Here is a 22,185-nt window from a genome sequence, read left to right on the forward strand (position 1 = left end):
CGATGGCGCCGCGCGCGAAGGGCAGGGGCAGGACCGCGCGATCCCAGGACCCCAGTCGGATCGCGGGACGGCACGACATGCCGATGAACAGGGCCGGCGCGCCCGACAGCTTGGCCAGCAGGGGCAGGCCCTCGGCCATCACATTGACCGGGCCGCGCGGGCCGTCGGGGGTGATGGCCAGGGCGCCGACCTTCAACTGACGCAGGCCGTCGCGCAGGGCCTGGGACCCGCCCTTGGCCCGATCCGCCTTGTCCTTGTTCGACGATGACCCGCGAATGGCGGGAAAGCCCTGCCGCGCCACCGCCTTGGCGATGAACTGGCCGTCGGGGGACAGCGAGATCAGCGCCTTGGCCGGCTGCGCCCGATCCAACGGCCAGCAGGCGGGCGACAGGCCGATGCGCGAATGCCAGAAGACGCACAGCACCCCCCCGCCGCGCGCCCAGATTTCCTGCGCCACGCCCTCGTTCTCATAGGTCCAGCGGATGGTGGCGAAACACAGCCGCATCCATTCGGCCAGCACCCAGGCCAGCGTCGCCTGCACCCAGGGGATGCGCAGCGGTCTCACGCGACCTCCGTCACGGCCGGGCCGCCGTCCAACGACTGTTGCCGGGCCAGGCGGGCGTAGAGTCCGTCGCGCCGGATGAGTTGGGCGTGAGATCCCTCTTGGACCACGCGTCCGGCTTCGATCACATAGATGCGGTCGGTGTTGCGCACGGTCGATAGACGATGGGCGATCATCAGGGTGGCGCGCCCCCGCATCAGCCGCTCCAAGGCCGCCTGGACCAGGGCCTCGCTCTCGGTGTCCAGGGCGCTGGTGGCCTCGTCCAACAACAGGATGGGCGCGTCCTTCAGAAAGGCGCGGGCGATGGCGATGCGCTGGCGCTGGCCGCCCGACAGGCGCAGGCCGCCCTCGCCGCCGCGGGTCTGATAGCCGTCGGGCAGGGCGCTGATGAAGTCATGGGCGGCGGCGGCGCGGGCCGCCTCCTCGATCTGTTCCTGGGTCGCGGCGGAGCGGCCATAGGCGATGTTGGCGGCGATGGTGTCGTCGAACAGGAACGGCTCCTGCGTCACCAGGGCGATGTGGTCGCGCAGGTCATGCAGCTTCAGCTCCCGCACGTCATGGCCGTTGATCGACACGGTCCCGGCGGTGACGTCGTAGAAACGCGGCAACAGGCTCAGGATCGTCGACTTACCGCCGCCGGACGGGCCGACCAGGGCCACGGTCTCGCCGGGGCGCACGGTCAACGACACGTCGCGCAGCGTCGGTTCGGCCTTGCCGTAGGCGAAGGAGACGCCGTCCAACCGCACCTCGGCGGGACCGCGCGGCAGGGGCTGGGCGTCCGGCGCCTCGCGGATCTCAGGCTCGATGTCCAGGGCGTCGAACAGGCGCCGCGCCGCCGTCAGCCCCTCGGTCATCACCGTCTGCAGATTGGTGACCTGGCGCAGCGACTGACCGGCCGCCATCAACAGGCCGATGAAGGCGGCGAAGGCGCCGACGGTCATGCCCCCGCCCTGCGCCCGCCATCCGGCATAGGCCATGACGGCGGCCACGATGATCATGGCCACCAGATTGCTGGCGGGTCCGGCGAAGGCGCGGGCGTCGGCCGACTTGATGACATGGCGCTGGCGGCGGGCCACCACTTCGCCGACGCGGGCTTCCTCGGCCGCCTCGCGGTTCTCGATCTTGATCAGGCGGACGCCGTCCAGATTCTCCATCAGGGCCGTGGACAGGACCTCGGTCTCCTTCATGGCGCCGGTGGTGGCCTTCTTCGTCTTGCGTGAGAAACGGCGCAGCACCAGGCTGATCAACGGCACGCCCAACAGCACGATCAGCGTCAGCCGCCAGTCGATGAAGGCCATGGAGACCAGCACGGCGACCAGCGTCAGCCCGTGCTGGGTGTAGTTGACCACGCCGTTGGTGAAGGCCTCGCGCACCAGGTTGGCGTCGAACAGCACGCTGGAGACGAAGGCGCCCGAATGCTGGCTGCGCAGCCGCGCCAGGTCGGCCCGGATCATGGCGCCGAACAACCGCACCTGGATGTCGCCGACGATGCCGTGACCCAGCCGGTTGACCAGGGCCGCCTGGGCCAGCGCGGCGGCCGTCCAGACCAGGGCCACGCCGATGATGATGGCGGGAATCCAGGTCACCGCCTGTCCGGCCGGGATGTGGATCAAGCCCCAGACCGAAACCGGCGTCTGTTCAAACAGGCCGTCGATGGCCGGTTCGAGCAGGCGCAGCACGGTCGCCGACATCAGGCCCGCGATCCCGGCGCACAGCATGGCCGCGACCAAGGCCCCGACGTGCCGGGACAGATAATCGCGCCAGATCCGCGCCATCAGGGGGCGCAGACCCTGAGTTTCAGACGGGACGGTGGTTTCGGTCATCGGTCGGAGGTCGGACGGCGGAGGGGGGAAGTCAAGCCGCCAAGAGTCTGATTGGTTGATGCGGAAATGCTTCGCCTTTCCGTCGATGCCGTGAATCAGGCTTCAGATCAGGGCGGACCGAAATCTGAGTCCCGTCTGACGAGCATCCGGCTGGACCGATTTCGGCCTAGTGACGTCGGGCGTTGCAACCCCTATGTGCGGGATCATGACCGGTGCGGACCTGAGCACGCGATGGAGCCGCTTCAAGGCCCATTGGCGCTATTTCTGGGGGGATCACGCCTTCCTGCGGACGGCGTTCGCCAACGCCCACTGGCTGGGTCCCGATCTGGTGCGCACCAACCAGCCGTCGCCGGGCCAACTGGCCTATTGGAAGCGGCGCGGGATCAGGACGGTCGTCAATCTGCGCGGCGCGCGCGACGAACCCTATTACTGGCTCGAGACCGACGCCTGTCACCGCCTGGGTCTGGAGCTGATCGACGCGCCGCTGGATTCGCGCGATCCGCCGGGCGCTGATCGCGTGCGCCGCGCCCGCGACCTGTTTCGGACGATCCGGTATCCGGCCTTGATCCACTGCAAGTCGGGCGCGGATCGCGCCGGACTGATGGCGGTGCTGTACCGGCATTTCCATCTGGGCGAGCCGGTGTCGGTCGCCATGGCCGAACTGGGCAAGCGCACCCTGCATCACCGCGAGGGGCTGACCGGCGTGCTGGACTATACGCTGGAGCTATATGTCGCCGAGGGCGAACCGGCGGGGCTGGACTTCCTGCAATGGGTCGAACGGCCGGACTATGATCCCAAGGCGATCAAGGCGGCCTTCAAGGCCTCGTGGTGGGGCACGCTGCTGACCGAGCGGCTGTTGCGGCGCGAATAGGGTTCAGCCCCAGGGACCCTTGCGGCCGTCCGGCGAGGCTCCACGCTTTTCGGCCGCCTGCTCGGCCTCGCGCCGGGCCTTGCGGTCGGCCTCCCACTGTTTGAACCAGCGCGCATAGCCCCGCTCGCGTCGCAGAACCACCAGCCAGAAGACCAGCAGCGCCAGAAGGCTGAGCAGGGCCGCGATCTGTTCGGCGTCCAGCGTCGTTCCGAACAGGGTCATGGGTGCGGTCCCTCGCGCGGCGGCGCCGAGGCGAAGGGATCGGTCGCGGCGGCGTCGGCCGGGGCGGTCGGTTCGTCTTGGGGCGTGTCCGGCTCGGGCCGCGGCTGGGCGGGCCGGGCGGGCGTGTGGCGCGTGGCCCACAACACGATGCCGACGGCCAGGGCCAGCAGGGCCAGCACGATCAGAAACGGGGTCATGGCTCAGCCTCCTTCGACAGGGTGCGCGCCTTTCGCAAGGCGTGTCGACCGTGCGGCGTTCTGGTCAGGCCTCGGCGCGAGGGTCGATCAGCTTGTGCGCGTGCAGGATGAAATAACGCATGTGGGCGTTGTCCACCGTGGCCTGGGCGCGCGCCTTCCAGGCCTTCTTGGCGTCGGCGTAGCTGCCGAAGGCGCCGACGAACTCGACCTTGGACAGGTCACGGAACACCGGGGCGTCCAGATGGCGCAACTCGCCGCCGATGACGAGGTGCAGCAATTGGTCGGTGTCAGGGTGGTCCGTCATGGGTGTTCCGGCATGAAAGTGAGAAGACTATGGGGCCAGCGGGATAGTCGCAGAGCGCGCGATGATCAACGGATGCAGCGCCGGCGCAGCGCAGACCAGGCTGACTTGGCGCGGATCGGGCCGGTTGAACCGCCACGGCTCGCCACGATGATCCGACACCTTCGCCCCGGCCTCGGCGGCGATCAGGGCGCCGGCGGCCACGTCCCAATCCCATTTCGGCGTCAGGGCCACGGCGGCGTCGAAGGCCCCGGCAGCGACCAGCGCCATACGGTAGGCGATGGCGTTGCGCTTCTCGAACCGCATCGGCGGCCAGGGTTCGGACCAATGCGGTCCCTGCATCACTTGCGCGTCGGCCAGCATGGCGGCGTCGTCCAGGGTCGTGGCGTCCGAGGCCGTGATCGGGCGTCCGTTCAGCCGAGCGCCCTGACCCGCGACCGCGTCGAAGGTCTCGTTCAGGGCCGGGGCGTGGATCACGGCGGCGACCGGCGCCCCGTTCTCGACCACGGCGATGGGCACGCACCACCAAGGCTTGCCCTTCATATAGGCCACGGTGCCGTCGATCGGATCGACCACGAAGATGCGTTTCTTATCCAGCCGGTCGGCCGAATCCGCCGTCTCCTCCGACAGCCAGCCATAGTCGGGCCGCGCCCCCAGCAGGGTTTCGCGCAGCATCTGGTCGATCGCCATGTCGGCGCTGGTCACGGGCGAGCCGCCGGACTTGGACCAGATCTTCAGTCCCGCTTCGCGCTCGGCCAGGGCGCGGTCGCCCGCCTCCAGCGCCGCGCGCCGGATCAGGGCCAGGTCCTCGGCCCAATCTGCGGGATCGGCGGTCATTTGCCCGCGATCGCCACCGCGTCGAACAGCAACGACGGTGCGTTGAACGAGCCTCGGAACTCCAGGTCCGAGCCGCGCTGCATCCGGGCGTAGAGATCCGTCAGCTTGCCGGCCACGGTGATCTCGCTGACCGGGTAGGCGATCTGACCGTTCTCGAACCAGAAGCCCGACACCCCCGCCGACCAGTCGCCGGTGTTGGAGTTCAGCGACGGCCCGAACATCGAGGTGATCAACAGGCCCGTTCCCGCCTGGCCCATCAGACCGGCCAGATCGGCGTCGCCCGGCGCCAGGTGCAGATTGTGGGTCGAGACGCCGGGCGGTCCCGCCAGCCCGCGCGAGGCGTGGCCGGTGGACGCCAGGCCCAACTGTGCCGCTGCCGAACTGTTCAACAGCCAGGTCTTCAGCACGCCGTCCTCGACCAGGGCCAGACGTGACACCGCCACGCCCTCGTCGTCGAACGGGGTCGAACCCAGGCCGCGCGGGCGGAACGGGTCGTCGATCAAATCCACGCCTTCGGGCAGGACTCTTTGGCCCAGCCGGTCCTTCAGGAAGGAGACGCCGCGCGCCACCGCCGGGCCGGAGATGGCGCCCAGCAGCGGCGACAGCACCTGGGTCGCCACCCGGTTCTCGAAGATCACCGGCGCGGTGGTCGAGGCGATCTTGCGCGGGCCGGTGCGGGCCACGGCGCGCTTGCCCGCTTCCAGGCCGATGGTTTGGGCCGAAGGCAGGTCGGACAGGTGACGGGTGGTGCGGCTCTCGCCGCCGCGCTCCATGGCCCCGTCCTTCTCTGCGATGACGCCGACGCCCAGGGCGTAGCCGCTGCCGCGATAGGCGCCGTCGAAACCGTGGCTGGTGACCAGCCGCCATTCGCTGTCGGACCAACTGGCGTGGCCGCCCTCAGACTTGGCGACGCCGGGCACGGCCAGGGCGGCGGCCTCGGCTTCGGCGGCGGCGCGCTCCAACTGTTCGGCCGTGCGGCCCGAGGGGTCGTGCACGTCCAGATCGGGAGCCGGGCCGCAGGCCAGGCGATCCTGGGGCGCCAGGCCCGCATAGGGGTCTTCGGGGGCCAGCCGCGCCATGGCCACGGCGCGTTCGACCAGCCGCGTCCGGGTCGCCTCCGACAGGTCCGAGGCCGAAACGGTCGCCTGGCGTTTGCCGATAAAGACCCTCAGGCCCAGATCGCGGCTTTCCTCGCGCTCGACATCCTCCAGCGCGCCGTTGCGGACGCCGACCGACAAGGCGCTGCGGTGTGCGGACACGGCCTCGGCGGCGTCGGCCCCGGCCTTCAGGGCCGCGGCGGTCAGATCATGCAGAATGTCGGGGGACGTCGAAACGGAGGAGGCGGCCATGCCCCGATATGGCCGACCGCCCGCCCCGCCGCAACGGTCTCAGGCCATCAGCGGACAGATCACCAACGCCCCCGCCGCGCCGATCAACGCCAGCAACGTCAGGATCATGCCGATCAACCGCCCGACGCCAGGGCCACGGCCGTGGCTGAGACCGAAACCGTGAATGATCCGCCCGGCCAGCAGGGTTCCGCCGACCGCATGCACGGCCCACAGCGGATAGCCCAACAGGGCCAACAAGATCAGGGCGCCGATCCCCACCGGGATGTATTCCGCCGCATTGCCGAACGCGCGCGTCGCCACGACCACCTGTTTCACGCCGCCGTCGCCGAACAGCACCTTGTGCCGCCGCCGATTGGCCACGACGCGGAACGCCAGCAACACCAACAAAAGGATCAGCAGGCCGGACCACAGACCGGCGGCTTGAAGCACGCTCATTCGATCTCCCTCCCCACGGGATACAGACGATAGCGGTCATCATAGAACGGCGTGCGCTCATAGAACCACGCCAAACGCGCATCCCCGTCGGCGGCGAAGGCGGGATCGGCGGCCAGCTTGGCCTCGAACTCGGCCTTCAGCGCCGGATCGGCCGCCATCATCCGCTCGGCCAGGGGGGCGATGGCGTAGCCCTCGATATATTCGACGCGGTTCAGCACCTCGGGGAACAGGCCCCAGGCGAACAGGCTCTCGACCGACTGCGGCTCCAGCATCAGGATCGCCACGTCGCCCAGCGGCTGGTCCGTCGACACCCGCGCCGAGCCGGGCGGATAGGTCCAGTCGCGGCGTTCGGTCGAGACCTCGGTCACCCGGATCGGCACATGGCCTTCGTTGGTGGTGCGCGAGACCTCGGGGTTCTCCAGCCGCAGCATCTCGACGTTCACGGTGCGCGGCGCGGTCAGGATCTCCATCTGCACGCCGTGGATGCGCAGCCGCTCGATCACGTCGGCCCGATGCGCCGGCACCCAATAGGCGCGCGGCCGGTTCAGCGTCAGCGTCGGGCGCGAGCCGTAGAAGGGCAGGGACCAGATCTCGGGATCGGCCTGGCCCAGCCAGCGGACCTCGCGTCGGCCGGACGCCGGGCTGTCATAGGTTTCGTAGGTGATGCCCTTGAACTGGCGCGTATAGGCGGGCGTCGGGTCGGCCTGGAAATTGGTCGGCAGCTCGGCGGGGCGCAGGGCGCGGTCGGCGGTGATGGCGGCGCGCAGGTCGCGGCCCTTGTCGGCCAGCAGCCGCATCGCCTCTTCCAGAAAGACGTAGGTGCCCAAGACCCGTTGCTCGTGCGGCTTCAGGCTGTGGTTCTCGATCAGGATCGTCGGCACATGGGCGGCCGAACCCCAGCCGTTGGAGAACCGCTCGCCCAGCCCCCCGTCCGACAGGCCCGCGCGCGGATTGGCGTCGTCGATGCCGAACACCAGTTCGCCGGGGATGTGTCCCTCACGCTCCAGCGCCGCGTACATCGCGGGCTTGAAGGCGTCGTTCAGCCATCCGGCGATGGCCGGGCTGCGGCTCCAGACGCCGTTCTCGCCGTTGAAGCCGAAGGTGACGTCGTACTGGTAGTCCATGCCGTCGGTGACGTGGATGTCGACGTACAGATCCGGCCGGTATTTCAGGATCAGACCGCGCACGGCCCGCATCTCGGCCTGGTCCAGCTTCAGATAGTCGCGGTTCAGGTTCTGGTTGGTCGCGGTGTTGCGCCAGCCCTGGATGCGCGGCCCGCGCTGGTTGGGGCGGGAATAGGCGCTGGCCCGCTCATGCCCGTCGACCGACAGGATCGGGATCAGGATCAGATTGACCCGGTCCAACAGGGCGTCCTTGCCGTAGAAGGCGATGTCGCGCAGCAGCATCATGCCCGCGTCCTTGCCGTCGATCTCGCCCGGATGGATGCCGGCCTGGGCCAGCAGCACCGGCTTGGCCGGATCGAAGGCCGCGCCGTCTTTCGACGCGATCACCGCATAGATCGGCCGCCCCTCGGGCGAGACGCCGAACTGTTCGATGCGGATCAGGTCTGACGCGGCGTCCAGCCGGTCGAACCAGGCGCGGGTGTCGGCGTAGTTGGGCGAAAAGTCGTGCTCGGCGTCCGTCTCGAAGGCCGTGACCCACGGGTCGTCGGTCCCGCGCAGCAGTTCGCGGCTCTTGCCGTCCCAGGCGGGCGCGGGGGGCAGGAAGGGCTGGTCCCACGGCGCGACATTGGGGACGGACTGGCTCATGGCGGGACTCGCGAACAGGGCCGCCGCGGCGGCGATCAGCAGAAGGGGGCGCATGGCGGCCACTATTGGCTCCCAGGCGCGGAAGGCAAGACGGATGGGCGATCGGCCGCCGCTCGGATCTGGGCCTGGGTGACGCCGTCGCCATCCGCGTCATAGGCCCCCCAGTGGGGCTGATAGGCCAGGGCCGCCGCCGACGCGACATAGTAGAAGACCTGAAAGCCGATCAGGGCGCCGAACAGCCTCCGACGTCGGGTCAGGGCCGCGGGCACGGTCAAGAGCAGGAAAAAGACGGCGTTGACCGCCTCTCCGAAGATTTCCGAAGCCCGGTTCTCGCTCGGCCAGGCGATGACGATGGCCGCGGTCCAGGCCAGGGCGTTGGAAACGATGACCAACAGCAGAACCGCCCGTTTGTTGGCCCAGAAATGGTCATCCAGTCGGGCGGCCCCGTCCTCCGCCTCAGGAAACACCAGCGAGGCGGCGATGAAATAGACCAGGGCGATCGCCAGGCTGAGGACCAGCATGCCGTAGCTGTAGGGCAGCAGTCGAAAGCTGGACCAGGCGGCGCCCCAGAAGGTCGAGATGTCCAGCGCCACGAAGGTCGCCAGAAGGGGAGTCAGCCATCCGACGCGCACGCTCTTGCGATGTTTGAACGCACGCGCCGCGCCCGTCGCCATGACGGTCAGGGACAGGCCCAGGACCAGGCCGTAGAAGCTGAAGAAAAATTCGAACGGGGTCACGGAGGCGACGAACCGGGCGGCTCGGCGGCTCGGTTGGGGGCCGTGACCGCCGACGGCAGGGCGATCTGTCCGTCCTCATCGGTCGAGGCGGCCTGCGGCAGGATCACGCTGGCCACCGCCAGGAACAGATACAGCGCCACCTGGAAGCCGATGGCGACGCCGAACAGCCAGCGCCGCTTGGTGACGGCCGCCGTGCCCGTGAGCACGACATAGAGGGTCGCGGTGATCGCATACTGTCCGATCAGGAACAGGCCATGCTCGCGCGTCAGATTGACCAGCACCAGGGCGGTCACATTGAGCAGGTTGGCCGCGATCAGCAGCGTCAGCACGGCGCGTTTGTTGGTCCAGAAATGCTCATCCAGGCTGTCCGCCTCGTCCTCCGGCTCTGGAAACAACAGAGAGGCGGCGATGAAATAGACCGTGGCGATCACCAGCCCGGCGACGATCAGGCCATAGCTGAAGGACAGGTGGCGAAAGTTGTTCCAGGCCGAGTCCCAGAAGGTGGCGATGTCCAGGGCGACAAAGGTCGCCAACAGGGTCGTCAACCAGCCGACGCGCACTGTCTTGCGGTGCTTGAACGCCCGCGCCGCGCCGGTGGCGATCACCGCGACGGACAGGCCCAGCAACAGGCCGTAGAAGCTGAAGAAGAACTCGAACGCGCCCAACCTATCCTCCTGTCGCCGGCGACCATCCGCCCTGGGCGATCAGGATCGCCCCCGCCCGCGCCATGTTCCACAGCGTGTAAGCCAGAACCACCAGCATGGCGGTTATGACCACCGGGCGCTGTGGGGCAAAGGCGGCGGTCGCGGTGCAGACGGCGAATAGGCCCACGCCGATCACCAGGCGGGGCGACCAGAGGGCGGCCCACTCCGCATCGACCAGCGCCAGCGCCCCCAGCAGCGCCCAGACCAGGGCATTGGCCGCCAGCACGCAGCCGAACACCACGCGCCGGTGGCTCCAGAAATGCTCATCCAGGTCGATGCGGGTCTCAACGCCCTCGGCGCTGACCCGCGGGAAGGTCACGCTGGCGGCGATATAGAAGGTCGAGGCGATGACCAGACCGACCAGCAGCAAGGCCGGATTGAACGGCGCATCGCGAAAGAATCGCCACGCCTGGTTCCAGAAGGTCGCGAGGTCCACCGCGACGAAGACGGCCAAGAGCGGCGTCAACCAGCCGAACCGCACCCGCTGACGCTCATGCAGCACCCGCGCGAACCCGCCCACCAGCTCGGCCACCGACAGACCCAGCAATAGGCCGTAGAACGAAAAGAAGAATTCGAACGCGCTCATGCAGCCCCCCAGCCGCCTTCATGGTCGATCAGGTCTACTTTGAGATCGTCTCCCCGTCACGGGGAGCCGACGTCAGGACAGGAAGGCGAGCCTGACGACGTAGAACATGATCAACCACGCCAGCATCACGGCGTTGGCGACCCGGTTCCGCACCAGGCAGATTGCCAGCATGGGCGGAAAGACCCACAGCACCACGATCAGGATGGTGGGCGAGGTCCAGAACGCTCGCAAGGCGTCGACGCCGCCGACCACCCCCAATAGCGCCGTATGCGACAGGGTCTTGGCGATCCAGACGCCGCCAATGACCCAGCGTTTGTGCTGGTCATAGAATTCGTCCAGCGACGGCCAGGCGTCCAGGTCGTCCGGGAACACCAACGACGCGGCCAGATAATAGACCCCGGCGATGGCCAGCCCGATCAGCAGCAGCAGATAGCTCGGCTCGACTCCCTGCATCCGGGTCCACGAGATCGACCAGAAGGAGGCGACATCCAGCAGCACGAACACGGCCAGAAGCGGCGTCACCCAGCCCAGCCGGACCCGGTCGCGCCGTCGCAACACCTTGCCGAACCCGGTGATGACCTCCACCACCGACAGCCCCAGGATCAGGCCGAAGAAGCCGAAGAAGAACTCGAATCCGCTCACAGCCCCACCCCCGATGGTTCAGGGCGCGACCCTATTTCCAGATCGGCGTTCCGTCACCGACAAACCAACCGGGGTCATGATGGGGACGACGGCTTCGGTCAGGTGCTGCCGCTGGCCAAGGCGCTGGCATAACCGTCTCCGACATAGAGCGGCAGGTCGCCCTGGGTCTCGGTGTCGGCTTCATAGGCCAGCATGCGGCGCTGGCCTTCCGGCGCCATGTCCAGCCCCATGAATTCCCGCGTCTCCAACTGCAGCGCGTCCGGCAGGGGCAGGGAGCCGCCCAGATAGACCGCCCGTTTGATCGCACCGATGGACGCCTTGTGCCGCTTGCCGAAGTGGGCGGCGAGCGCCTTCGCCTCGGCGACGACCTGACCGCGCGGAGCCACGGCGTCGACGGCGCCGATCGCCAAGGCTTGCTGCGGAGTGAAGGGCTTGCCCTCCAAAATGGCGACCAGTGAACGGTGAGACCCGACCAGGCGGGTCAGCCTTTGGGTGCCGCCGCCGCCCGGCATGATGGCGAGCAGGACTTCCGGCTGGCCGATGAAGGCGTCGGCGTCGGCCATCACCCGCAGGTCGCAGGCCCAGGAAAACTCCGCGCCGAGGCCCAAGGCCGGACCTTCCAGGGCGGCGATGAACACCGCCGAGGCGCTGTTCATCTTCAAAAACAGGCCGTGCAGGCGATCCAGACCGAAGGTGTCCGGGTCCGGCGGCGGGGCCGAAGCGCCCGCGGCCAGCCGCGCCTTGAGCTTGACGCCGCCTTCCTGGAGCCAGGTCACATCCGCATGGCTGATGAAGCGCGTGGGGTGGGCGCTGGTGAAGATCACCGCATGGATATCCGGGTCCTGATCGACCTCGGCGACCAAGACCTCAAGCGCACGGGCGACGGTTTCGCCGAATTCCTGTCGAGGTCCGCCGTTGATCTCGACCATCAGGGTCGCGCCGTCTCGGTGGGTTTTCAACACATCGGCGGGGGTGGAAAGGTCAGACATGGACGCTCATCCTTAGTAAGTTGCTAAAAGCAACCTACTATCTCCCGGGAGGATGTCAACGCTTCTGGAACCTTGGTCAGTGAGGGGCTATTTCCAGATCGGCGTTCCGTCACCGGGCAATCCGAGGCGGTCCCACATCTCGCTGACCCGTTCGACCACATCGGTCTCCATGCGGATCTCTTGGCCCCATTCGCGTTTGGTTTCGGGTTCCCATTTGTCGGTGGCGTCCAGGCCGATCTTGGAGCCGAGACCGCTCTCGGGGCTGGCGAAGTCCAGATAGTCGATCGGGGTCGACTCGATCACGGTGATGTCGCGGGCCGGGTCCATCTTGGTCGAGACGGCCCACATCACGTCCTTCCAGTCGCGGGCGTCGATGTCGTGGTCCACCACGATGACCCATTTGGTGTACATGAACTGGCGCAGATAGCTCCAGACGCCCAGCATCACCCGCTTGGCGTGGCCCGGATAGGCCTTCTTCATCGACACCACGGCGATGCGGTAGCTGCACCCTTCGGGCGGCAGCCAGAAGTCGATGATCTCGGGGAACTGCTGTTGCAGCAGCGGAATGAACACCTCGTTCAACGCCTCGCCCAGCACGCTGGGTTCGTCGGGCGGGCGGCCGGTGAAGGTGGTCAGATAGATCGGGCCCTTCCGCATGGTGATCGCCGTCACCTGGAACACCGGGAAGGTCTCGACCGAGTTGTAATAGCCGGTGTGGTCGCCATAGGGACCTTCGGGTGCGTGCTCATCCAACAGGACGTGGCCCTCCAGCACGATCTCGGCCTGGGCCGGGACCATCAGAGGCACGGTCTTGCACGGAACCAGCTCGGCCTTGGCCCCGCGCAGCAGGCCCGCGAACTGATATTCCGACAGGGTGTCCGGCACCGGCGTCACCGCCGCCAGGATCGTGCCCGGATCGGCGCCCAGAACGACGGCGCAGGGCAGGGGGTCTCGCTTTCCGGCCTTCTTGTGCCGGGCGTAGTGCTGGGCGCCGCCCCGGTGGGCCAGCCAGCGCATGATGGCCCTGTCCTTGCCCAGCACCTGCATCCGGTAGATGCCCAGGTTGAAGTCGTCTTCGGCGCTGTCGGACGGTCCCTTGGTCACCACCAGGCCCCAGGTGATCAGGGGCGCCGGTTCGCCGGGCCAACAACCCTGGATGGGCAGGGCGGTCAGGTCGATCTGGTCGCCCTTCAGCACCACCTGCTGCACCGGCGCGGTCTTCACCGTCTTGGGGCGCATGGCCATGGCGGTCTGAACCATGGGCAGCATCTCGATGGCGCCGGCCATGTCGCGCGGCGGCGTCGGATGACGCAGGGCCGCCAGCAGTTCGCCGACCTGACGTAACTCCGCGGCGGTGGTGCGGGCCTTCTTGTCCAGGGTCACGCCCATGGCGACCCGTTTCACCGTGCCGAACAGATTGGCCAAACAGGGGATGGGGCTGATCGAACCGTCGGGCATGACCGGCTTTTCAAACAACACCGCCGGGCCGCCGTTGCGCAGCAGCCGGGTCTGAATCTCGGTCATCTCCAGATGGGTCGAAACCGGCTCAGTGACGCGCACCAGCTCGCCCTCGGCTTCCAGCATGTCGATGAAGTCGCGCAGGGACTTGTAGGCCATGCCGTTCGATTAGGCGGCCCGGGGGTCTCTGTCACCTGCCCATGAAAAAGGCCGCGTCCCGAGGGGCGCGGCCTGATCCGTTTTGAACGGGCGAAACGCCTATTCGATGTCTTCGTTCAGCAGGCCGACCTTGAAGAAGCCGTTACCCTGCATGGTGTTCATCACTTCCATGAAGGCGTTGTACTTCACCTCGGGCTGGGCGCGCACGAAGACGCGTTCGTCGCGGCAGTTCGGGGTCGGCTGCAAGGCCGCGCAGACGTCGGCGGCCAGGGTTTCGATGGTGGTCTGCTTGTCGGCGATGAACAGCGAACCGGTGTCCTGGATGGTGATGTACACCGGCTCCTTGGGGTTCGGATCGTTGTTCGGCACGGCCGGCGGAAGGTCGAGGCGGATCGACACGGTCGCCAGCGGCGCGGCGACCATGAAGATGATCAGCAGCACCAGCATGATGTCGACGAACGGCGTGACGTTGATCTCGCTGTTTTGAGCGATCGTCTTGCCGCCCTGGCCGCCCGGGCCGGAAAGTTTGGCGCCCATGCGCTGTCGTCTCCATCTGAGGCCCCGCGCGTGGCGTGGGCCGAGCTTAAGCTTCGGAACGTCTCTTGGCGTCCCGAGAGGCGCTTGTAAAGCGATCTCCGACGTGGGGCGGTTCCATTGCGCCGAATACCCGCGTCAGGCGAAACCTCAACCGCGCTGAGCCAGCTTCAGGAAGCGGTCCATCAGGGCCGGATCGGTCTTGAAGGCGCCGGTGAAACGGGTGGTCAGGGTCGAGACGTGGCGATGATGCACGCCGCGCGTGGTCATGCACTGGTGTTCGGCGTCGATCATCACGGCGACCCCGGCGGGCGCCAGGTGCGATTCGAGGGCGGCGGCGATCTCTTGCGTCAGGGTTTCTTGCGTCTGGAGGCGTTTGGAGAAGATTTCGACCACGCGGGCGATCTTGGAGATGCCGACCACCTTGTCGGTCGGGACATAGGCGACATAGGCCTTGCCCAGGAAGGGGGCCATGTGGTGCTCGCAATGGCTCTCCACCTCGATGTCGCGCAGCATGACCATGTCGTCATAGCCCTCGACCTCCTCGAAGGTGCGGCTCAGCTCCTTGGCGACATCGGCGTCATAGCCCTGGAACCAGTCGCCATAGGCGTCGACCACGCGGCGCGGCGTGTCGATCAGCCCCTCGCGCGCGGGGTCGTCGCCGGCCCAGGCGATCAGGGTGCGCACCGCCTCCATCGCCGTCTCGCGCGACGGGCGGGCCTTGCGGTCGTTGTCGCCGACCAGGACCGGCTTGATGGAATTGACGCTCATTCTGGATCTCTTCGTGCGGCGGCGGATTGTTTGTCAGCCGTGACTGTTTATCGCCTCAGGCCCGGCTATATGGACCTTCCCTAGCGTCCTGCAAGAAAACTAAGGCCACTGCGCGACCATGCCGCTGCACATCCATGACACCCTGCGCCGTGAAAAGCGCCTGTTCGAGCCGCGCGATCCGAACCGGGTGACCCTCTATGTCTGCGGCCCGACGGTCTATGACTACGCCCATATCGGCAATACGCGGCCGCCGGTGGTGTTCGACGTCCTGGTGCGGCTGTTGCGCCGGACATACGGCGCGGACGCCGTGATCTACGCCCGCAACGTCACCGACGTGGACGACAAGATCAACGCCAAGGCGGCCAAGGAAGGCGTGCCGATCGGCGAGGTCACGGCGCGGTACGAGGCCGCCTATCTGGACGACATGGCCCGGCTGAACGTCAGCCCGCCCGACATCGCGCCGCACGTCACCGACCACATGGCGGCCATCACGGCCCAGATCCAGGCCATCATCGACGCCGGCTGCGCCTATGCGGCCGAGGGGCACGTGCTGTTCGACGTCTCGGCCTATCCGGCCTACGGCGCGCTGTCGGGACGCAATCTGGACGACATGATCGCCGGCGCCCGCGTCGAGGTCGCGCCCTATAAGAAGAATCCGCACGACTTCGTGCTGTGGAAGCCGTCGAAACCGGGCGAGCCGTCTTGGCCCAGCCCCTGGGGCGACGGACGGCCGGGCTGGCATATCGAATGCTCGGCCATGATCGAGGCCCAGTTGGGCCTGCCCATCGACATCCACGGCGGCGGCGTCGATCTGGTGTTTCCGCACCACGAGAATGAGATCGCCCAGGGGGTCTGCGCGCATGGGCACGCGCACGGCGTCGCCTCGCACGACGAATACAGCCGCTATTGGATGCACAACGGCTTTCTGACCGTGGACGCCGAGAAGATGTCCAAGTCGATCGGCAATGTCCTGTTGCTGCACGATCTGGTGCAGGCCATGCCGGGCGAGGTGGTGCGCTGGGCCTTGCTGAGCGCCCATTACCGCCAGCCGCTGGACTGGAACCAGAGCCTGTTGGACCAATCCAAGAAGAACCTGGACCGGCTGTACGGCGCCCTGCACCGTGCCGCCGCCGTTCCGGCCACGACCGACGAACCGCCCGCCGACTTCCTGAAGTCGATCCAGGACGATCTGAACACGCCCGGCGCCATGGCCGCCCTGTTCGCCCTGTCCAGCGAGATCGAGCGCGGCATGACGGCGGGCGATGACGCGGCCGTGGGCGAGGCCAAGGGGCGGCTGATCGCGGCGGCGAACATTCTGGGCGTGCTGCAATCGGACCCGGCCGCCTGGCTGGAAGGCGAGGTTTCGGACACGCTGCGCATCGAGGTCGAGGGCCTGCTGGAACAACGCGCCGTCGCCCGCGCGTCCAAGGACTGGCCCGCCGCCGACCGCATCCGCGACCGCCTGACCGAACTGAACGTCGTGGTCATGGACGGGCCGCAGGGCGCGACCTGGCGGCTGAAGAGCTAGGGGCGGTCGGGGAGCGGAAACGGTCCCCAAAAAACGGCGCACGACCCTGCCGCGTGTCACATAATTTCTCGAATTCGGCAGCGTCGGATGGGCGATCAGGCGTTTTGACCTGACAGTCAGACGGGCCGAAACCCGCCTTGGGCGTTCCTATCGCGCGGCGGACGCGAATGCCCGCCTGTCGGGTTCTGGCGAGGCTGGAGCGAGGCTTCATCCCGACAGTCTGCCCCCGCCGCGAACCCAGGCGTGTGGATCATGGCAGGGGTGGTGCGAGCGGCGGGGGTCGAACCCGCATGACCGAAGTCGACGGATTTTAAGTCCGTTGCGTCTACCAGTTTCGCCACGCTCGCGGCGTGAAGCTGAGACCTGAGGCGTCGGCGGAATCACGAGGGCGACCCGCCGGGACAGATCAGGCTCTAGGGTTGAGTAGCCGCCGGACGCGTCGCGCGGAAGTCCACGTCGGAATCGGCGATCAGCAGGATCAGGGCGGCCCAGGCGGCGACGTTCTGGGTCATCTGTTCCGGGTCGATCTTGTCCACGGTGTCGTCGGCGGTGTGGTGCAGGTCGAAATAACGCGTGCCGTCCTGACGCAGGCCGAACACCGGCACGCCCGCCCGGGCCAGCGGGCCGATGTCGGCGCCGCCGCTGAGTTCCGCCTCGGCCGGCAGGATGCCCAGCGGGCGCAGGACGCGCGCGGCGGCCTTGCCGAAGTCGGTGTCGGCCGAACCGGGCGGCAGGCCCAGGGCGTAGATGCGGTCGGCGCCGAAGTCGCTCTCTCCGGCGATGATGTGGCGGTCCACCTGCCCGACCTGTTGGACGCCGCGCAGATAGGCGCCGCCGCCGTTGCCGGTGTTGGTCGGCTGGGCCACCTCTTCGGAGCCGTACAGGACCACGCGGATGGTGCGGGCGGGGCGGCGGCCCGAGTCCATCACGGCCTTGGCCGCGGCGATGGTGATGGCGCCGCCCGCCGCGTCGTCGATGGCGCCGGTGCCCAGGTCCCAACTGTCCATGTGCGAACCCAGCACGATGATCTCTTCCGGCCGGGTGCGGCCCGGCAGGTCGGCGACGACGTTGTGCGACGTGGTCTGATAGGTGCGCGCGGTCGAGTGCAGACGGATGCGCACTGTCTCGCCCATCGCCACCAGGCGCGTGACCTGATCGGCGTCGGGCGCGCTGAGGGCGAAGGCGGGCACCGGAACCTTGCCGTCGACATAGCGGGTGGTGCCGGTGTGCGGCATGCGGTGCTCGTCAGTGCCCGCCGAACGCATGATGAAGGCGACGGCGCCCTTGGCGGCGGCGGCGGACGGCCCGGCGCCGCGAATGCGCGACAGCGAGCCGTAGCCCGAGCCGTCCTGCATCCGCACCATCTGGCCGCCGTCGACATAGGCGATCTTGCCCGTCAGAGATCCAGCCGGGGCGGCGTTCAGGGCGTCCAGGCTGTCGAAACGCACGATCTCGGCCTCGATCCCGGTCTCGGGCGTGCCCGGCGAATGGCCCAGGGCGGCGACGGCCAGTCGCTGCGGACGCGGGCCTAGGATGGCCGCGCTTTCTTCGCCGCGCTCCCAGCCGACCAGGGGGAATTCCTCGATCCGCACATTGCGGAAGCCCAGACCGCGCAGATAGTCGGCGGCCCAGCGGAAGGCGGCCGTCTCGGCTTCGGACCCGGCGGGGCGCGGGCCGAACCGGGTGGTGATCTGGGTGACGTAGTCCAGCGCCACGTTCTGGGCCAGGGCCTGGTCCCGCACCTGTTCGGCGGCGCGAATGGCGGCGGCGTCCTGGGCCTGGGCGCAGCCCGCGGCTAGGCTGAAGAAGGCCGAGGCCGCGACGGCGACGGTCAGGTTGCGGATGCGAGTCACGGAGGCCCTCCAGCGGTGTGCGCCGGGACCGTATCCGTCCCGCAATCGGAACGTAAGGTCTTAGCCGTTCTGCAAATAGGGTTCGACCGGACCTTGCAGCTTGACGGTCAGGGCCTTGCCCTTGCGATCGACGCGATTGCCCAGGGCCAGACGCACCCAGCCTTCGGACACGCAGTATTCCTCGACATTGGTCTTCTCCTCGCCCTTGAAGCGGACGCCGATGCCGCGCGCCAGCAGCTCGCCGTCATAGAAGGGGCTGGCGGGATCGACGGAGAGGCGGTCGGGCAGGGGGGCGTCGGTCATGGTCAGGCTCGGGGATCAGGTGAGGCGCGGTTGATAGCGGGCCGCCGTCGCGGCGCCAACCGGGCTTACTGAACCGTCTGACGCGGCTGGGCGCCCGAGGTTGGGGCGGCGGCGGCTCCGTTTCCGGCCTGATAGGGCTGCGGCGACGTCGGTGCGGGGGCCGCGGCGGCCGGCTGGGCGGGGCGATTGGCCGGACGGGCGGCCGGACGGCGTGCGGGCGTGCGGTTGGCCGGGCGCGGCGCCGCAGCGGCGGGCGTCGCCGTCGGCGGGGTCGCGGGCGCGGCGGCGGTCTGGGTCGGGGTTGGAGCCGGGGCGGGCGGCGGCGCGGCGGGATTGGCGGCGGCGGCCACGGCGGCCTGGGCCGCCTGTTGCTGGCTTTCAAAACGACGCGCCAGCTTTTCGGTCAGTTCGCGGGCGGCGGCCGGCTCCATCTGGGCCATGACGGCCGAGAGAGAGCGCGGGCGCATGGCGGCGGCGACCGGCAGGCGCACCTTGTCGTCCAGGGTGGCGAAGATGCGGGCGGCCTCACGCGGGCGCATGGCGGAATAGACGGCGACCAGGCGGTCGATCTCGGCCTTCTCCTGCTCGCCGACCTGGCCCAGCAGGGTTTGCAGCTCGGCCTTCACCGCGTTCAGGGCCTGGGTCTTGGCGTCCAGCTTCTGCTCGGCCGCGGCCATCAGGGGCAGCATGGTGGCGAAGTCGTTGTCGCGGATGTCCAGCTCGGCGCGGCGGTCCTTCAGCGATTGAATGACGCGCAATTCGGCCGGCGACAGGCCCGCCTGCTGGGCCAGTTGTTCCGGCGTCAGGGCGCAGACGGCGGGCGCGGGCTTGGGCGCGGTTCCAGCGGCGGTCTCGGCGGCGGCGGGCGCGGCCTCTTCGGCCCAGGCCCTGGCGCCCTCGAACAGGCCAGGCGCGATCCCGATGGCGCGCACCACCACCACGCCTCCGATGGCGATGGCGACGAGCGGCAGGATGCGGGGAATGCGGGCCATGGGCTACTCGATCTCGGGCGTCAGATTGGCGTGGGCGGAATCAGGCGGCGAACAGGTCGTCGTCCAGGCTACGCCGGGCGCGGTTGAGGCTTTGCTTCGCGGATTGGTTAGCGGCCAGGGCTTGCAGCACCGGCGTGAACCGCTCGACCTGTTCGGCGGACAGAAGGCCGCCAGAGACCGGCTGGGCCTGCGGCTGCGGGCGGATCGGCTCGATCACCGCGCTCGGTTTGGCGGGGACAGGAGCATCGATGTCGCGGCCGGATCGGGCGATCAGGGCCTCCAACTCGGCCTTCACGGCGCGCGCCTTGACGATGCGGTCGTGCAGCAGGTCGGTCTCCTGGCCCGAAGCGCGCAACGAGGCCAGGGCCGCCTCGGCGCGCGAGGCGGCCATGTTCAACTCATTGACCGCCCCGGCGAACGCCAGTTGGCCGTCACGCAGGGATTTCAGCTTCTTGTCCAGCCGCACGCCATAGGCCAGGGCGCACGCCAGCAGCAGCATCAGCAGGGCGTCCATGATCACGCCGATCATCCGCGTCTCCCCTCGGTGATGGAGCCGGCCGCCTCGGGGCTGATGGGTCCCTCGACGCGCACGGCGATGTGCTGACCCTTCCTGCCCATCTTGCCGGTGGTCAGCGGAATGGCGCCGGCCTTCACCGAGATGTCGGAATCCGGCGTGGCGTTCAGCATCAGGGTGTCGCCGACCTTCAGGCTCAGCACCTTGGACAGGGGAACCTGCTGCTCGTCCAACACGGCGCGGATCTCGGTGTCCGTGGTCCAGAGTTCGGTGGCCAGGTGGCCTTCCCAGATGTTGTCGCGGCCGAATTTCTCGCCCATGAACTGCTGCAACAGCATCTTACGGATGGGTTCGAGCGTGGCGTAGGGCAGCAGCAGCTCGATGCGCCCGCCCCGGTCCTCCATGTCGATCCGCAGCTTGACCAGAATGGCGGCGTTGGCCGGGCGCGCGATGGCGGCGAAACGGGGGTTGGTCTCCAGCCGGTCCAGGTTGAAATTCACCGGCGTCAGCGGCTCGAACGCCGCCGAGGCGTCTTGCAGCACCACCTCGACCATCCGTTGCACCAACACGCGCTCGATCGTGGTGTAGGGCCGCCCTTCGATGCGCAGCGCCGCCGTGCCCCGGCGTCCGCCCAACAGCACGTCGACGATTGAATAGATCAGGTTGGAATCGACCGTCAGCAGGCCGTAGTTGTCCAGCTCCTCGGCCCGGAACACCGCTAGTATGGCGGGCAGGGGGATGGAGTTCAGATAGTCGCCGAAACGGATGGAGCTGATGTTGTCCAGGCTCACCTCGACGTTGTCGGAGGTGAAGTTGCGCAAGCTGGTCGTCATCAACCGCACCAGACGGTCGAAGACGATCTCCAGCATCGGCAGCCGTTCGTAGCTGACCAGCGCCGAATTGATGATGGCGCGGATGCCGGTGCGTTCGCTGTCGTCGCCGTCGCCGAGATCGAAACCGAGAAGGCTGTCGATCTCGTCCTGGTTCAGGACGCGCTCGGACAGGCCCGAGGCGCGCGCCTCTTCCTCGCCGAAACCGGCGGCAGGCTCGTCGTCCAAGGCCGCGTCGGTCATCGGCCTAGTTCACCAGCATTTCTTCGATCAGCACGGCGTCGACCTTGCCCGGCGCGGCGATCAGATTGACCCGACGCAACAGCTCGGCCTTCAGTTGGAAGGTGGCGGCGGAGCCTTGCATCTCTTCAGGGCGCAGTTCGCGCAGGAAGGCCTGGAACATGTCGCGCATGCGTGGCGCCTCGGTCTGCAGGTGTTCGGCCACCCCCGCGTCCTGCATCTCCAGCGTCAGCTTCAGCTTCACGAAGGTCGGGCGGCCGTCGGCCGCCTGAACGTTCGCCGTCATGTCGGGCAGCGTGTAGAAGGTGACGCCGTCGGGACCCTCGCTGATCTTGCCCAGAGACGGATCGGCCTCGCCCTCGGCGCCGCCGCCGTGACCGCCGCCGCCCTTCTTCTCTTCCTTCTTGCCGTGGTCGCCGCCCTTCTTCTCGGCGCCGTGGCCGTCCGCGCCCGCGGCCGCATCCGGTTTCGGCTGCATCAGGAAGAAGGCCGCGCCGCCGCCCCCGCCCAGCACCAGCAGGGCGATCGGGGCGATGATGAACAGCAGAGGGAGTTTCTTCTTCTTGGGCGCTTCGCCCTCGGCGCCTTCGCCCTCGACGACGGCGGGGACCTCGGCGTCCGTCGCCGCGGCCCCTTTGTCCTTCTTCTTGCCCAGCTTCAGCATACGCGCGCCACGCCCCGGAGAATCCGGGGCCTGATCGGTTCAGGCCCCTGCATAATTTTGGACCGAAATCTGAGCTGAGATGGACTGCGTCCACCTCAACCGATTTTGGTCTAGCTCCAGATGGGACGGTTTTGGTTAACGGGACGTTTAGGAACGGCAAATCCTGCCGGGCGCCGAGGGATGGAATTCGGCTGAAATCCAGGCGGGGACTGCGTTAACCCTGTTGGCATGACCGTTGCGTGAGCGGGAGGCGAAGGAGACGCCCGCCCCGTGGAAAACGCCGCCTACATCGGACTGTCCCGCCAGATGACGCTG

Annotated in this window: 25 protein-coding genes and 1 tRNA gene; 2 read left to right on the top strand and 24 right to left on the bottom strand. The window is 68.1% G+C overall.

Features of this window, described 5'->3' with window-relative positions; genetic code table 11:
* Together V7D63_RS10500 and V7D63_RS10505 are read right to left on the bottom strand one after the other, a co-directional pair.
* The coding region (locus V7D63_RS10500) for a lysophospholipid acyltransferase family protein (RefSeq protein ID WP_333592227.1) at nt 1–565 on the bottom strand (565 nt) is incomplete at its 3' end.
* A complete protein-coding gene (locus V7D63_RS10505) occupies nt 562–2,385 on the bottom strand; it encodes an ABC transporter ATP-binding protein (RefSeq protein ID WP_333592228.1) in 1,824 nt (607 codons plus the stop codon). The genes V7D63_RS10505 and V7D63_RS10500, both read right to left, overlap by 4 nt.
* A 205-nt stretch (nt 2,386–2,590) precedes the next feature.
* Between V7D63_RS10505 and V7D63_RS10510 the strand changes: the two genes are divergently transcribed.
* Nucleotides 2,591–3,256 (top strand): fused DSP-PTPase phosphatase/NAD kinase-like protein, encoded by a 666-nt coding sequence (locus tag V7D63_RS10510; protein ID WP_333592229.1) that lies wholly within the window; start codon nt 2,591–2,593, stop codon nt 3,254–3,256.
* A gap of 3 nt (nt 3,257–3,259) precedes the next feature.
* Here the strand turns inward: V7D63_RS10510 and V7D63_RS10515 are convergent, their stop codons facing one another.
* The 15 genes from V7D63_RS10515 to folE form a co-directional block, all read right to left on the bottom strand.
* Nucleotides 3,260–3,478, bottom strand: a complete 219-nt coding sequence (locus V7D63_RS10515) for a hypothetical protein (protein WP_333592230.1) — start codon at nt 3,476–3,478, stop codon at nt 3,260–3,262.
* Nucleotides 3,475–3,675 carry a hypothetical protein gene (locus tag V7D63_RS10520; protein ID WP_333592231.1) on the bottom strand — a complete coding sequence of 67 codons (201 nt, stop codon included), beginning with the start codon at nt 3,673–3,675 and terminating at the stop codon, nt 3,475–3,477. Before V7D63_RS10520 ends, V7D63_RS10515 begins: the two co-directional genes overlap by 4 nt.
* Before the next feature lie 64 nt (nt 3,676–3,739).
* Complete coding sequence (locus tag V7D63_RS10525) at nt 3,740–3,979, bottom strand: DUF4170 domain-containing protein (protein ID WP_333592232.1); 240 nt, start codon at nt 3,977–3,979, stop codon at nt 3,740–3,742.
* A gap of 27 nt (nt 3,980–4,006) precedes the next feature.
* Nucleotides 4,007–4,813 (bottom strand): 3'(2'),5'-bisphosphate nucleotidase CysQ, encoded by an 807-nt coding sequence (locus tag V7D63_RS10530; protein ID WP_333592233.1) that lies wholly within the window; start codon nt 4,811–4,813, stop codon nt 4,007–4,009.
* Nucleotides 4,810–6,162: a TldD/PmbA family protein gene (locus V7D63_RS10535; RefSeq protein WP_333592234.1), complete on the bottom strand. Its 1,353-nt coding sequence runs from the start codon at nt 6,160–6,162 to the stop codon at nt 4,810–4,812. Before V7D63_RS10535 ends, V7D63_RS10530 begins: the two co-directional genes overlap by 4 nt.
* A gap of 39 nt (nt 6,163–6,201) precedes the next feature.
* Nucleotides 6,202–6,597, bottom strand: a complete 396-nt coding sequence (locus tag V7D63_RS10540) for an MAPEG family protein (protein WP_333592235.1) — start codon at nt 6,595–6,597, stop codon at nt 6,202–6,204.
* Entirely contained in the window at nt 6,594–8,420 is a 1,827-nt protein-coding gene (locus tag V7D63_RS10545; protein ID WP_333592236.1) for a M14 family metallopeptidase, read from the bottom strand. Before V7D63_RS10545 ends, V7D63_RS10540 begins: the two co-directional genes overlap by 4 nt.
* An 8-nt stretch (nt 8,421–8,428) precedes the next feature.
* A complete protein-coding gene (locus V7D63_RS10550) occupies nt 8,429–9,103 on the bottom strand; it encodes a hypothetical protein (protein WP_333592237.1) in 675 nt (224 codons plus the stop codon).
* Entirely contained in the window at nt 9,100–9,768 is a 669-nt protein-coding gene (locus V7D63_RS10555) for a hypothetical protein (protein WP_333592238.1), read from the bottom strand. The genes V7D63_RS10550 and V7D63_RS10555 overlap by 4 nt, the downstream gene beginning before the upstream one ends.
* 1 nt (nt 9,769) lies before the next feature.
* Nucleotides 9,770–10,393 carry a hypothetical protein gene (locus V7D63_RS10560; RefSeq protein WP_333592239.1) on the bottom strand — a complete coding sequence of 208 codons (624 nt, stop codon included), beginning with the start codon at nt 10,391–10,393 and terminating at the stop codon, nt 9,770–9,772.
* 72 nt (nt 10,394–10,465) lie between these two features.
* On the bottom strand, nt 10,466–11,035 hold the full coding sequence (locus V7D63_RS10565; RefSeq protein WP_333592240.1) for a hypothetical protein: 570 nt from the start codon (nt 11,033–11,035) through the stop codon (nt 10,466–10,468).
* A 98-nt stretch (nt 11,036–11,133) separates the two neighbouring features.
* Nucleotides 11,134–12,024 carry an enoyl-CoA hydratase/isomerase family protein gene (locus V7D63_RS10570; protein WP_333592241.1) on the bottom strand — a complete coding sequence of 297 codons (891 nt, stop codon included), beginning with the start codon at nt 12,022–12,024 and terminating at the stop codon, nt 11,134–11,136.
* Between the two features lie 87 nt (nt 12,025–12,111).
* The gene (locus tag V7D63_RS10575) at nt 12,112–13,641 is read right to left on the bottom strand and encodes a UbiD family decarboxylase (protein ID WP_333592242.1); all 1,530 of its coding nucleotides are present in this window, start codon (nt 13,639–13,641) and stop codon (nt 12,112–12,114) included.
* A gap of 99 nt (nt 13,642–13,740) precedes the next feature.
* Complete coding sequence (locus tag V7D63_RS10580) at nt 13,741–14,178, bottom strand: biopolymer transporter ExbD (RefSeq protein WP_333592243.1); 438 nt, start codon at nt 14,176–14,178, stop codon at nt 13,741–13,743.
* A 147-nt stretch (nt 14,179–14,325) separates the two neighbouring features.
* Nucleotides 14,326–14,946: a GTP cyclohydrolase I FolE gene (gene folE, locus V7D63_RS10585; RefSeq protein ID WP_333592244.1), complete on the bottom strand. Its 621-nt coding sequence runs from the start codon at nt 14,944–14,946 to the stop codon at nt 14,326–14,328.
* A gap of 118 nt (nt 14,947–15,064) precedes the next feature.
* On the opposite strand from folE, the gene cysS reads away from it, so the two are divergent.
* Complete coding sequence (gene cysS / locus V7D63_RS10590) at nt 15,065–16,474, top strand: cysteine--tRNA ligase (protein WP_333592245.1); 1,410 nt, start codon at nt 15,065–15,067, stop codon at nt 16,472–16,474.
* Nucleotides 16,475–16,736: 262 nt separating this feature from the next.
* Here the strand turns inward: cysS and V7D63_RS10595 are convergent.
* The 7 genes from V7D63_RS10595 to V7D63_RS10625 all read right to left on the bottom strand — a co-directional run bounded on the left by V7D63_RS10595 (nt 16,737) and on the right by V7D63_RS10625 (nt 21,870).
* Nucleotides 16,737–16,821 (bottom strand) — tRNA-Leu (locus V7D63_RS10595).
* Nucleotides 16,822–16,887: 66 nt separating this feature from the next.
* Entirely contained in the window at nt 16,888–18,327 is a 1,440-nt protein-coding gene (locus V7D63_RS10600; RefSeq protein ID WP_333592246.1) for a M20/M25/M40 family metallo-hydrolase, read from the bottom strand.
* Nucleotides 18,328–18,387: 60 nt separating this feature from the next.
* Complete coding sequence (locus V7D63_RS10605) at nt 18,388–18,630, bottom strand: DUF3297 family protein (RefSeq protein WP_333592247.1); 243 nt, start codon at nt 18,628–18,630, stop codon at nt 18,388–18,390.
* A 65-nt stretch (nt 18,631–18,695) separates the two neighbouring features.
* Complete coding sequence (locus tag V7D63_RS10610) at nt 18,696–19,622, bottom strand: MotE family protein (RefSeq protein ID WP_333592248.1); 927 nt, start codon at nt 19,620–19,622, stop codon at nt 18,696–18,698.
* Between the two features lie 40 nt (nt 19,623–19,662).
* Nucleotides 19,663–20,151: a DUF6468 domain-containing protein gene (locus tag V7D63_RS10615; protein WP_333592249.1), complete on the bottom strand. Its 489-nt coding sequence runs from the start codon at nt 20,149–20,151 to the stop codon at nt 19,663–19,665.
* On the bottom strand, nt 20,148–21,209 hold the full coding sequence (fliM, locus tag V7D63_RS10620) for a flagellar motor switch protein FliM (RefSeq protein WP_333592250.1): 1,062 nt from the start codon (nt 21,207–21,209) through the stop codon (nt 20,148–20,150). The genes V7D63_RS10615 and fliM overlap by 4 nt, the downstream gene beginning before the upstream one ends.
* A gap of 4 nt (nt 21,210–21,213) precedes the next feature.
* Nucleotides 21,214–21,870 (bottom strand): flagellar basal body-associated FliL family protein, encoded by a 657-nt coding sequence (locus V7D63_RS10625; RefSeq protein WP_333592251.1) that lies wholly within the window; start codon nt 21,868–21,870, stop codon nt 21,214–21,216.
* Nucleotides 21,871–22,185 lie beyond the last annotated feature (315 nt).

The sequence above is a fragment of the Brevundimonas sp. genome (assembly GCF_036732845.1).
GTDB lineage: Bacteria > Pseudomonadota > Alphaproteobacteria > Caulobacterales > Caulobacteraceae > Brevundimonas.